General features: G+C 45.9%; 10 protein-coding genes. 8 read left to right on the top strand and 2 right to left on the bottom strand.

Features of this window, described 5'->3' with window-relative positions:
* Positions 1-566: 566 nt before the first annotated feature.
* The 3 genes from BGL89_RS04720 (at position 567) to BGL89_RS04730 (ending at position 3,017) form a co-directional block, all read left to right on the top strand.
* Positions 567-1,166, top strand: coding sequence for a superoxide dismutase (locus BGL89_RS04720; protein ID WP_286824684.1), 600 nt, complete (start codon positions 567-569; stop codon positions 1,164-1,166).
* A 203-nt stretch (positions 1,167-1,369) separates the two neighbouring features.
* Positions 1,370-2,164 (top strand): alpha/beta fold hydrolase, encoded by a 795-nt coding sequence (locus BGL89_RS04725; protein ID WP_286824685.1) that lies wholly within the window; start codon positions 1,370-1,372, stop codon positions 2,162-2,164.
* Entirely contained in the window at positions 2,124-3,017 is an 894-nt protein-coding gene (locus tag BGL89_RS04730; RefSeq protein ID WP_286824686.1) for a tRNA (5-methylaminomethyl-2-thiouridine)(34)-methyltransferase MnmD, read from the top strand. Before BGL89_RS04725 ends, BGL89_RS04730 begins: the two co-directional genes overlap by 41 nt.
* Here the strand turns inward: BGL89_RS04730 and BGL89_RS04735 are convergent.
* A complete protein-coding gene (locus BGL89_RS04735) occupies positions 2,962-5,196 on the bottom strand; it encodes a molybdopterin oxidoreductase family protein (RefSeq protein ID WP_286824687.1) in 2,235 nt (744 codons plus the stop codon). The genes BGL89_RS04730 and BGL89_RS04735 overlap by 56 nt on opposite strands.
* A gap of 242 nt (positions 5,197-5,438) precedes the next feature.
* Here BGL89_RS04735 and dnaX point away from each other — a divergent pair, with 242 nt between their 5' ends.
* From dnaX to BGL89_RS04755, 4 genes are all read left to right on the top strand, one after another.
* Entirely contained in the window at positions 5,439-8,666 is a 3,228-nt protein-coding gene (dnaX, locus tag BGL89_RS04740) for a DNA polymerase III subunit gamma/tau (protein ID WP_286824688.1), read from the top strand.
* Positions 8,667-8,753: 87 nt separating this feature from the next.
* On the top strand, positions 8,754-9,077 hold the full coding sequence (gene grxD / locus BGL89_RS04745) for a Grx4 family monothiol glutaredoxin (RefSeq protein ID WP_286824689.1): 324 nt from the start codon (positions 8,754-8,756) through the stop codon (positions 9,075-9,077).
* Between the two features lie 93 nt (positions 9,078-9,170).
* Positions 9,171-9,467 carry a DUF2281 domain-containing protein gene (locus tag BGL89_RS04750; RefSeq protein WP_286824690.1) on the top strand — a complete coding sequence of 99 codons (297 nt, stop codon included), beginning with the start codon at positions 9,171-9,173 and terminating at the stop codon, positions 9,465-9,467.
* A complete protein-coding gene (locus BGL89_RS04755; protein WP_002775722.1) occupies positions 9,464-9,874 on the top strand; it encodes a type II toxin-antitoxin system VapC family toxin in 411 nt (136 codons plus the stop codon). Before BGL89_RS04750 ends, BGL89_RS04755 begins: the two co-directional genes overlap by 4 nt.
* 56 nt (positions 9,875-9,930) lie before the next feature.
* Here BGL89_RS04755 and BGL89_RS04760 read toward each other — a convergent pair whose 3' ends face one another.
* A complete protein-coding gene (locus tag BGL89_RS04760; protein WP_353743911.1) occupies positions 9,931-11,679 on the bottom strand; it encodes a mechanosensitive ion channel family protein in 1,749 nt (582 codons plus the stop codon).
* A 196-nt stretch (positions 11,680-11,875) separates the two neighbouring features.
* Between BGL89_RS04760 and lipA the strand changes: the two genes are divergently transcribed.
* Entirely contained in the window at positions 11,876-12,760 is an 885-nt protein-coding gene (gene lipA / locus BGL89_RS04765; protein ID WP_286824692.1) for a lipoyl synthase, read from the top strand.
* The last annotated feature ends 149 nt before the right edge of the window (positions 12,761-12,909 follow it).

Raw genomic sequence — 12,909 nt, forward strand, 5'->3', positions numbered from 1 at the left:
CTCCCTTTTTGTCTCTTATGCAGACTTTCGAGTTCCAGGGTTCAACTCAATCGAGCCATTCACTACCGCCCACTCAGGGGATTCAAACCAACTTCATTTTAACATAAAGCCGTCCTAAAAGGACGGGGCTTTAACCCAAAATTTTGGTAATTTGACGAAGTGCCAACCGGTCAACCCAGTGAGATAAAATCTACTGCTGTTTCCAGTGGAGCTTTTTTGGTTTAATTCCTAACGGAATCGTTTTTCGCCTGCCCTGCCACGCCCACAAGAATCTGCAAGCGCCTACAGTACGGGAATTATTCTAACATTGTTTGGTGATTTTCTCAGGATTTAGGAGATGGTCGATGGGGTTGGGGTGTGGGGTCTGGGAGTTGGGGTGATGGGGGAGAAGGGAGATGGGAGAAAAAAGCTGATCGATCACTGATCACTGATCAAGTCTCCTTCGGTGCTATGATTGAGGATGTAAAGTTTTATTGCAAAGGTATTCGTCTTGGTTAAGCTGAATACTGACAAAAGGTTAACAACACTACCTTAAACAAGCTCTCAAGAGAGGATACAGAGAACACATGGCTTACACACTTCCCCCTTTACCCTACGATTACACTGCCTTAGAGCCTTGTATCACCAAAAGTACCCTAGAATTCCACCACGACAAGCACCACGCCGCTTATGTCAATAACTATAACGGTTTGGTCAAAGATACGGAACTCGATGCTCTCTCTTTAGAAGAAGTTATCGTTAAGGTTGCCGGTGATGCCTCTAAAGCTGGGGTTTTCAACAATGCCGCCCAAGCATGGAATCATAGTTTTTATTGGGACTGCATGAAACCGGGTGGTGGCGGTGCGCCTACTGGTGCTTTAGCCGATAAAATTAACGCAGATTTCGGCAGTTTCGAGAAATTTGTCGAAGCTTTCAAAACTGCGGGCGCTACTCAATTCGGTAGTGGTTGGGCTTGGTTGGTTCTCGATAACGGTACTCTCAAAGCTACCAAAACCGGCAACGCTGACAATCCTTTAACCGCCGGACAGGTTCCCCTCTTAACTATGGATGTGTGGGAACACGCTTATTATCTCGATTACCAAAATCGTCGTCCCGATTACATCCGTGACTTTTTAACCAAGTTGGTTAATTGGGATTTCGTGGCTGCTAATTTAGCGGCGGCCTAAAAATTTGGCTCAGTTAATCAGTTATCAGTTATCAGTTATCAGTTATCAGTTATCAGTTATCAGGGGTTGGCGAGCAGAGAGAAACCATCCATAAGTTGGGAGTCAATCATACTATTAAAATTGGCAAATCTTTCTAATATTAATTATCCTTAAAATAGATAACCAGAAAAAACTTTTTTAACATCGATCGCGCTTCTCGCACCATGGAACAACCTGTCAGTTGGATTATTCCCCGTCATCCCCGTCCCGATTATCCCCTGTTTGTATTTTTACCCGGAATGGATGGCAGCGGCCAACTATACCATCGTCAGATTAAAAACCTTGCTCCTTACTTCGATCTGCGTTGTTTGGTGATTTCCCCGCAATATCTCGGTGATTGGGAGGAATTAAGCAGCCTCGTGATCGCTTTATTGGAACAGGAATTAAAGCGACAATCGAGAAAAGTCTATCTCTGCGGTGAGTCTTTTGGCGGCTGTTTAGCCTTGAAAATAGCGACAAAATCACCAAAATTAATTAAAAAACTGATTTTAATTAACCCTGCTTCTTCTTTTAATCAAAGACCTCTTTTAAGCTTGGGAATCGGTATCACCCAGATGATGCCCGATTTCATCCAAGGCAGCTCGGCACTAACTATTTTACCTTTTCTCGCCGCTCTCGGTCGAATATCCCGGGAAGATCGCCGCTCTCTCCTCAAAGCCATGCAATACGTCCCACTGAAGACGATTAGCTGGCGTTTATCCCAGTTACAACGGTTTCAGGTTAGTGCCAGCGAGTTAAAACGTCTGCAATTGGGGGTGTTAGTGATAGCCAGTCAAGGCGACCGACTGTTACCATCGGTAGCGGAGGCTAAACGCCTAATTCAGCAGTTACCCGCGGCAAAATTAACGATTTTGCCTAATAGTGGTCACGCTTGCCTGCTGGAAACCGATATTCACCTCAAAGACATTCTCCATCACCATGCTTGTCTCCCCCGAAACCTACCCGCAAAAAGTCACTGAGGATGGTTCTTATACCTTTTTTTCGAGCGAATTCGGCGAATGTTATCATTCTACCTCTGGGGCAAGGGAAGAAGCCGAGAAAAAATTTATCCTCTCTAGTCGTCTGGCAGCAAAAGCAGACCAGAGCAATAATCTAAAAATTCTTGACATTTGTTACGGCTTAGGGTATAATACCGCCGCATCCTTAGCGGCCATTTGGCAAGTTAGGGGGGATTGTCGGGTAGAATTATTAGCTTTGGAAAGCGATCGAGTGGTTCCCCTAGCGGCTATTAGAGAAAATCTCTTAAATAGTTGGAGTCAACCAATTCCCGAATATTTAAGTGATTTTGCCCATAATCACCGGCTAGACTTGCCTAATCTCACCGCTAAACTGTTAATCGGGGATGCGCGACAGACGATAACCAAGGTGATTGACGCGGGTTTTCAAGCGGAGGCAATTTTTCTCGATCCCTTTTCCCCGGGTAAATGTCCGCAACTGTGGACAGTGGAGTTTTTAGCTTTAGTGGCGAAATGCCTGAGTCCGACGGGTTATTTAGTCACCTATTCCTGTGCTGCCTCGGTGCGAAGGGCTTTACAATTAGCAGGATTGCAGATTGGGGCCACCGATAGCGTCGGGCGGCGATCGCCGGGGACAATAGCCAGTTTTTTGTCCTTACCCCCATCTCTATCGGCACAGGAACGGGAACATCTGCAAACTAAGGCCGCTATTCCCTATCGAGACGCGACTTTAACCGACCCAGCCGAAGTGATTATACAACGTCGTCGCACTGAACAGGCTCTCTGTGACTTAGAACCGACTAGCCACTGGAAAAAACGTTGGCAAAGAATTGACCGGGAGATAATTCGGCATTAACTAAAGACTTGATCGGGATTAATTTGACGGCACAAGCTTTTAATTCCGGTTGCAGGGAAATCGGACAAGCGGCCGGATGGGTGAGACTATTAGCCTCAGCATTTTCTGCCCATAAAGCTCCCCAGTGCATCGGCACAAAGACACAATTAGGAGCAATTGCTTTGGTGATTAAAGCGGGAAAACGGGCAAAACCGCGACGAGAACGCACCTCCACCCATTCCCCCGCTTCTATGCCCAATTTTGCCGCATCTTTGGGGTGAATTTCCAGAAAAGGTGCGGGGTGCATTTTGACAATTTTCTCGATGCGGCCGGTGCGGGTTTGGGTGTGCCAGTGACCGTACAAACGCCCCACGGTCAACACTAGGGGATAATCATCGTCGGGGGGTTCCGCTAGACCTTTACTGTGGTAAGCGGCGAAAACAGCACGACCATCGGCAGTATTAAATTTACCATCGGTATAAAGGCGTTTTGCGGCTGTTTTTTCGCTTTTATCTTCATCTTTAACTAAATTACCTTGTAATTCCCCGGAATTAGCGGTTTTAGGAGCGGAAATTTCATCGATGGAATCGGGCCACGGTCGGGGAGTCTCGGCCAGGCGATCATAATTAATCGCTGTCATATCACAAGGACGTTTATATGTCAACCGGATAAACTCGGAATGTACCTCGGCGGAATCCTTAAAATTAAATTGTGCCTGAAAACCCAAACGGCGACCAACTTCGGCGAAAATTTGCCAATCGGCCTGAGCTTGACCGACGGGAGGGCGAAAAGCTTTATTTAACGTCACCATGCGCTCAGAATTGGTCATTGTTCCCGTTTTTTCGCCCCATTGGGCCGCTGGCAGTAATAAATGGGCGTAGGCGCTGGTTTCTGTGGGATAGTAGGCATCCTGATAGATAGTAAAAGGTGATTTCAACAGGGCGGCCTTGGTGCGTTCTAGATCAGGCATACTAACAGCCGGATTAGTGGCGGCAATCCAGAGAAGTTTGACATCTCCGGTCTCCAAACCAGTAATCATACTCCAAGCATCGCGACCGGGGACCGGAGAAATCCGACCGGCGGGTAAACCCCAAGCTTGTTCCACTTCGGCCCGGTGTTGGGGATTTTTGACGAAACGATAACCGGGCAGAAGATGGCAGAGTCCGCCGGCTTCCCGTCCTCCCATGGCGTTGGGTTGTCCGGTTAGGGAAAAAGGACCAGCCCCCGGTTTACCGATATTAGCCGTCATTAGGTGTAAATTGATTAAAGTGCGGGCTTTGGCCGTGCCTTCGCTAGATTGATTGATACCCATCGACCAGAGGGAAAGCACTCTTTCCGATTCGGCCCAGTAGCGGGCAGCCTGTTCTAAATGGTCGATGGGGATACCGCATTTAGGGGCGACTATTTCGGGGGGATAATGGCGGATAATTTCGGCGTATTTGCCGAAATCCCGGGTACATTTATCGATAAAATAGGTATCGATCGCACCCCAATCCAGTAACAGGTGGGCAATACCGTTAAATAGGTCAATATCGGTCCCCGGGTTAATGGCTAGGTGGAGATTAGCGGCCTCGGCGGTTTTAGTGCTGCGGGGATCGACGACGATTAATTTCGCTTCTTTGTTGCCTTTGAGATACTTGTGCAGACGGTTAAAGATGATGGGGTGACATTCGGCCGTATTTGTCCCCACCAGAAAGGCACAATCGGTTAATTCTAGGTCATCGTAACAGCAGGGGGGACCGTCGGAACCGAAACTGTCAAGGTAAGCGGCCACGGCCGAAGACATACAGAGACGGGAATTAGCATCAAAGTTATTGACTCCCAGACAGCCCTTGACCAGTTTTTGGGCGATGTAGTAATCTTCGGTGTGAAATTGTCCCGAACCGTATAGACAGATACTTTCCTTTTCCCCCTGAGCGATTAGAGTTTGCATCTGGTTAACGATGCGATCGAGAGCTTCTTCCCAAGTGCAAGGACGAAATTGATCTTGGAGAGAATCGCGGATCATCGGGGTTTTGAGGCGATTTTTATCGATCGATTCCGCTACGGTGGCCCCTTTAACACAGATCATACCTTGACTGGAGGGGTGGGACTTGTCCCCGAAGACTTTCCATGCTTGTCCGGCCGACGCGCCGGGGGTGACTGTCAAACCACAACCTACTCCACAGTAAGGACATTGGGTTTTTGTAGATTCAGTCATAAGCAGTGGGTCTGATTAGTGGCGCTGTCTTTGGGCATACTAAGATAGTCGGCAGATTTTCTCGGCAAAATTGTAGTTATTAATACAATTTATTACAAGCCTTAGCTAAACTGCCATTTTCGAGATGCAAATCCCGCATTACAACTGGCTAGATAAAAAGCATACACTTGTTCTCGTGTTGAAAAAGAATCGGGATAGGATAATAGTAGTCTCTAGGGTGGGGAAAAAGTTTTCAGCCAGTCATGACCTACGAACCTCTACATCATAAGTATCGTCCCCAAACCTTTGCCGATTTGGTGGGACAATCAGCGATCGCCACGACCCTGAGTAATGCCTTAATCAGTGAGCGAATCGCTCCTGCATACCTATTTACAGGACCCAGAGGCACGGGGAAAACCTCCTCGGCGCGAATTTTAGCCAAATCCCTCAACTGTCTGTCTAGTGACCATCCGACACCGATTCCCTGCGGTAAGTGTTCCGTCTGTCATGCGATCGCCAATGGTTCCGCTTTAGACGTGATCGAAATTGATGCCGCTAGTAATACTGGTGTGGATAACATTCGGGAAATTATCGAGCGATCGCAATTTGCCCCCGTCCAATGTCGTTATAAAGTCTATGTCATCGATGAATGCCTGACTGGGGATAGCCTTGTTTTCACCGAAACGGGATTAATCCCCATTAATCATCCTGAGATTCTCGGAAAACGAGTTCTCAGTTACAACGAGAGCAGCGGAGAGTGGGAATATAAAAAAGTCCTGCGATGGCTAAACCGAGGCGTAAAAGCAACTTTAACCATTCAAACCAGAAATCGGACGATTAATTGCACTGGTAATCATTTGATTAGAACAGAAAAAGCATGGATACAAGCAAAAAATCTCAAAATCGGCGATCAGATCCTATCCCCTGTGAATGTGGCTGCGGGCAACTCATCTCTAAGTATGGAAGGGATGGACATAACCGACGTTTCGTTTCAGGGCATCAAAACTACGGCAATAGTAACGGAACAAGAGTCTATGACTTGGCCTCTATTTTGCAACAGGCTGAATCCATCAAGCCCTTTTGTCAGTGTGGCTGTGGGGAAAAACTGGAAATTCCCTTGTTTCTCCAACAAAAAGGCAGAGGGATCAAAAGTATTGAATCCTATTGGCAAAGACATCCTTACAAACAAGGACACGGTTTATGGGAAAAGCGAACCAAAAAATTACTGTTCCATCGAGAATCTTTGTCCTCAAACAGCCTCGGACTTATATACGGGACTTTACTCGGAGATGGAACTATCGATTACCCCAACCAAAACAGTCGATGGCCGAGAATACGCTGGAATCATGGCAGTAAACAACAAGAATGGCTTGAATACAAAGCCAGTCGTCTTCCAGAGTTACAAATTCAGTCACAAATCGTTGCCAACGGTGGATATGGAGAACTTTCAATCTATGCCCGCAGCGTTTGTCATCCCAGCCTTGGAGAAGTTTTCCAGATGGTCAGACCTCAAGGAGAACGAAAATTTGTTTCCCTCAATTGGCTGGAAAACATCACACCCGAAGGACTGGCTTGGTGGTATATGGATGACGGATCACTCAGTATCACCCCTCACGGAAGCCGTTTTATCCAATTACACACGGAAGGATATTCCCCCGCCGAAAATCAACTTATTGCCGATTGGCTCACTCAAAGAGGTTACGCTACAAAAAGCCTATCCTATACTCGACACAGTACGGGGAAGATCTATCATTACCTCAAAATGGGAGCATCGGCCACAGCCCGATGGATTGCCGATTTACAACCCTATGCAATCCCCTCAATGGCTTACAAATTTCGAGGAAGTGATAGGGATTCAAGAAGGTGACACAGAAAGCGTCTATGACCTAGAAGTGGAGGACAATCATAATTTTGTTGCCAATGGGTTATTAGTTCATAACTGCCATATGCTCAGTACGGCGGCCTTTAATGCGCTGCTGAAAACTCTGGAAGAACCGCCGGATCGAGTGATTTTTGTGCTTGCTACCACCGATCCTCAGCGTGTCTTGCCTACCATCATCTCCCGTTGTCAACGCTTTGATTATCGCCGTATTCCTCTCGATGCGATGGTGACACACCTGCAAAAAATCGCCCAAATAGAAGCGATCGATATTAACCTAGAAGCATTAACCCTTGTGGCTCAGATCGCTAACGGTGGTTTACGGGATGCGGAAAGTCTCCTCGATCAATTAAGTTTACTCGCAGGAACGATTACGGCCGAGCGAGTCTGGGATTTAGTCGGTGCAGTCCCCGAAAGAGACCTCTTAACCCTACTTAAACTCATTCATGGCAATATTCCCGATCAAGTTATCGAACAATGTCGCCATCTGATGAATCGCGGTAAGGAACCTTTAATCGTCTTGCAAAATCTAGCGGGATTCTATTTAAACCTACTTTTAGCCAAAACTGCCCCTAATCGTCCAGAAATGGTCGCTGTCACCGCTCCCACTTGGCAGGAATTGTGTACGGAGGCGCGTAATTGGTCTTTAGAGGAAATTCTCCTCGGTCAACAACTTCTTAAAGACAGCGAAACGCAACTAAAAAACACGACTCAACCCCGTCTCTGGTTAGAAGTCACTCTATTAGGACTTTTACCGCAAGCACAGGTGATTCCTCTAGTTGCCACGGTAGCGCCTTCCCGTCCCCAAACCAGCACCGAGAGGCCGACTGAAGTAATCACAGCACCGGCACCGGTTAATGAACCGATAAAACCGGCGGTTATCACCCCGACAACTAGGGTCGAAGTGCCGAAAACTGAGGTTAAAACTGTTGCCGGTGATGACAATCATGAACAAATTTGGCAGCAGGTTTTAGAAGTAATGGAACCTCCCACTACTCGCACTCTCCTACGTCAGCACGGTAGTCTTTTTAGTAGGTCAGAATCGAGCGCTTATTTGAGCATATCTTCGGAACAATTATTAAAAATGGCCCGGCTACGATTGACTAATATTGAGTCAGCTTTCGAGGTAGTTTTTCAGCGCCGGATTAAAGTCCATTTACAGGTAGGTTCCGCTACTGATGCCATGGCTGCGGAAGTTTCTCAATCCCCGGCGGCCAGGATGCCACCACCACCGGAAACCGCACCAACTCCACCAATAACTCCCGAAAATAAAGTTATGACCGTGGTGGATATTCCCCCGGTCAAAGAAGCAATTATTGAGAAAAATGACAAAACTATTAGCACAGAACTGCCCCAAAAAATCTTAAATTTTGATTCATCTTTAGAGACATTAGATCAAGATGTCGATGTTAGTGAAATTTTGGCAGCCGCTCAAAAGTTAGCGAAATCTTTTGATGGTGAAGTGGTCAATATGGGTTATTCACTGCCAGAAAATTCGGCCGCAGAAACTAAAGTTAATAAGTCTCTGGAAAATATGACTATCGTGCGCGGGAGACCTGATGTTAACGAAATTTTAGAGAGTTTGGAGGAGGACGAAGACCTTCCTTTTTAAAGCTATCTCAACGGCTTGTGCTAAACTGATAGGATATGCCACGTCTCAGGATTGGCTATTCTTGCTCAAATTCTAGCTACTAGACCTATGACACCCGAAACTAAGGCCAGAATCGATCAATTAGTCCAGAATAACAAAGTTATTGTGTTCATGAAGGGCAATAAATTAATGCCTCAGTGTGGTTTCTCGAATAACGTCGTACAAATTCTCAATATTCTGAGGGTTGACTACGAAACTGTCGATATTCTGCAAGATCAGGAGTTAAGACAAGGAGTTAAGGAGTATTCCGATTGGCCGACTATTCCCCAAGTCTATATCAACGGTGAGTTTATTGGCGGTTCCGACATTATGCTCGAACTCTATCAAAATGGGGAACTACAACAAATAGTCGAGGTAGCCTTAGCTTCCTAAAAATTTTCTAGGTTAGGTTAGCTATCCTAACCTAGTCCTCGCAATTTTGGTCAAACTGGGCAGCTGCGACCTCTGGATTATAATATTCTGGCGTTGGTCGAACCAGAGATTTTGGTAGAGGTGATGATTGTGACAATTCGAGAAACTGCAATTTCTAAGCTACAGCAACTCCCCGAAGTCCTTGTTCAGGAAGTAAGCGACTTTATTGATCTTCTCGACCATAAATATCGAGTCAAAACCTTTGACACTCAGCCTGATGGAAAACTGATAGAAATGTGGTTACAATGGTTTGAAGGCGTAGATGGCTTAACTGTCAATTCACCGGAACCAATAAACGACTACCAACAACTCCTGCTCGAAAAATATCGGCAACAAGGACTAGAGCTATGATCCTGTGTGATGCAGGAGTCCTGCTTTGTTTGGTTGATCGCACCCAACCCCAACATAAAGCCTACAGAAATACGGTAATGCGTTTAGCAAAGCCTCTCGTCACAACTTGGTCATGCCTGACCGAAGCCATGTACCTTGCGCTGCATCGGGGTGGTTGGCAAATGCAAAAACAACTGGGACAACTTCTTTTAGACAAACTGCTGGTGGTTTACAATATTCAGGAAAGTGATTTTAGTCGCTTGTTGGCTTTAATGGAACAATACTGTGATCGACCGATGGACTTGGCAGATGCAACCCTAGTTTTAGTAGCTGAAAAGACTGGGTATCGGCAAATTCTCACCCTCGATGCAGATTTCCTGTTTTATCGGATTCAAAACCAAGGCAGCTTTGATATTATTCAAGGGTAGTGATGGAAAATCTGCTTTCAACGGCCTATAACTCCACCGATAGAAAATGCTCCCCTTTAAAACTGTCCTTTGAATTGTTCTTTATCTTGTGCTATCAGGAAACTTTGTTGGGGGATACCGATGTGAATTCCCTTCTCCTCAAAAGCAATTTTTAGACGACGACGATACTCTCTTTCTATGTCCCATTGCCGTAATCTTTTGACGACAATTCTGAGCATAATTTCCATTCCTGTGTGAGAAACCCGACTAACACCAGCAACCTGCACGGGATTGATGATATCTTCTTGCCATTGTGGATCTACAGCCATATTTTCAGCGATGGCTGCCATTAAAGCGATCGCCAGATCTGCCTCGGTGTCATAGGCGACTTCGATGGTAAAATTGACCCGCGCCCAATCTTTACTGAGGTTGTGTGCGCTAATAATTTGGTTATGGGCAATAGTGATTAAACGTCCATCGGCAGCCCGCAATTGAGTCGCTCGCAAACTCAGATTTTCCACCAAACCAATAAACTCCTGAAACTGGATCATATCACCAACAGTGTATTGGTCTTCAAAGACAATCAGAAAACCGTTAATCCAATCTTTTAAAAGATCCTGAAAGGCAAAGGTGAGCAATGCTCCCACTAAACCGGCTCCTGTGAGTAAAAAGGCGAAAGAAAGACCCATCCAGGCAAAAAAAATCAAAATTCCCAGAAAAATAGCAATAAATGTGATAATTTCTCGCCAAACTTTTAATAAAGTTGGAGCGCGCAGAATCCTCCTTTCCAAATTTTCGGAAAAAACCGCTCCTTCCTCTACCCACTCCCGTAGCCGAGAATTAACGTAGAGATTAATCATATTGCTCACTGATGTCAGCAGCAACCAGATAATAAAAATCCGTAAAGGAATACGAATTATCCCGCGTCCTTCTAGCCTAGTTTCAGGAAATACATACAAAATCGCCGCTATTCCGCCAAACCAAAGCAGTATCAGTCCAATGAGAGCCAGTCTTTTCCAGAGAATATTTAACGTCAGTTGTCGCTGAATATCAGCCTGTTGACGGAAATTAGAGGAATCTTCCACAGAGGCTAAAATCGGTTCTTGGGAGCGATCTTTGGTGGAGGGGGAATTTATGGGTAAATTCCGATCAGATTGACTTTTAGCTTGTCTTTTGAGGAGATTGAAGCGATTTCTTAAACGTTTCTGCCACCAAATTAATAAACAGCTTAAGCAAACCATCCCGAAAATAATTATAGTGGCAGTCATTACCTGTTGCCGGCGAGCGGCGGGCTGACGTTCTTGCCAAGCTTGGAGCAAAGCTGTTTGGATGATTTTAACCCATCTGTCCGCTAAATCGGCAACCGAAGAAGAATCGATCAGGGCATCAATTTCTGTTACTGTCAGAATTACCTGTTGCGGTAAATTCTGGTTATCCCTGGCCACAATCACAGTTAAATTATTGAGGGTCGCCGGACTTACTTGCAAGGTTGTCGGATCGAAACCCCCATTGATAATATTATTTAAGCCTCTTTCAATGCGCCTAGCCCGTCTTTGTACTGGGGAGATTTCCTGGGCCGCTTCCACCCTAGAAGCGGTAAAATCTTGGGAGGCAATCTGAAATAAGGCAAATCCATCTAAATACACGGAAGCATATTCTATATCCCCGGCTACAAAAATCCTTGTCCCCGTGGGAGATGCAAATGGAACCAGAAAATTTTGGGCTAGGGATGGCAGGGAATTAAGAACAAATATACTAACTAAGAGGCAACCCGCCAATCCTTGAATGACCAGATTTAAAAATTTTCCCCGTTGCCGTCGTCCCATTACCCAAATTTCCTTTTTCATTAACAATGATCTTGACTCGCTTTCTCAGCTTATAGCAGTTATCTTAATGGTGAGATGCGAAGTTTTCGTTTTGGGGAGTCGGTCGTCCCTCTCCCTTCTCCCTTCTCCCCAACCCCAACCCCTCACTGATAACTGATTACTGATAACTGAAATCCCCAACATTACTTAACTTCTCATGTCCAATATTTCCCCACAGTGGCGCGAGGAAATTACCTCTTTACCCCCTTGGTTACGGCGTTCGCTCGGTAAATCTAGCGAAATTTCCACGGTTCAGCGCATTATCAAACAAAGGAACATTCATACTATCTGCGAGGAGGGTCGCTGTCCCAATCGCGGCGAATGTTATGCCCAAGGTACGGCGACTTTTTTGTTGATGGGTCCCACCTGTACCCGCTCCTGTGCTTTTTGTCAAGTGGATAAGGGTCATGCACCCATGCCTCTCGATGTCGAGGAACCGCAAAAAGTGGCGGAAGCGGTGCAATTGTTAAATTTAAGTTACGTTGTTTTGACTTCTGTAGCCAGAGATGATATGCAAGACGGCGGAGCCAGTTGGTTTGTGCGGACGATGACAGCCATTCGCGAACTCAATCCCCACACTTTAATTGAGGTGTTAACCCCGGATTTTGCTGGGGGTAAGGGAAGTCAACAGGAACGGGTGGCGACGGTGGTAGGGGCAAAACCTGCCTGTTACAATCACAATATCGAGACGGTGCGCCGTTTGCAAGGGCCAGTTAGACGCGGGGCTAAATACGATCGCTCTTTGGCGGTTTTGCGTTATGTTAAGGAAATCGATCGGTCAATTCCGACGAAATCCGGCTTAATGGTCGGTCACGGTGAGACAAAAGAGGAAATTATCGAGACTTTGGCAGATTTACGGGCGATAGACTGCGATCGAGTTACTATTGGTCAATATATGCGTCCTTCTCTGGAACATTTGGTCGTACAGAAATATTGGACTCCCGCAGAATTTAGCGAGTTGGGAGAAATTGCCCAAAAAATGGGTTTTTCCCAGGTTAGATCCGGCCCCCTAGTCCGCAGTTCCTATCATGCCGGAGAGTAAATCAGTGATCAGTGATCAGTGATCAGTTATCAGTGATCAGATGTAAGTTTTAAGTTAATTATACTTTGCACGGCTACAACTTGCATTTTTTACTCAAGGATAATAATATAGTTTAAGAGTCATAATTAGAAGCAAAGCACTCATTAAAA

Source organism: Microcystis sp. LSC13-02 (assembly GCA_002282935.1).
In the GTDB taxonomy this organism is placed as follows: domain Bacteria; phylum Cyanobacteriota; class Cyanobacteriia; order Cyanobacteriales; family Microcystaceae; genus Microcystis.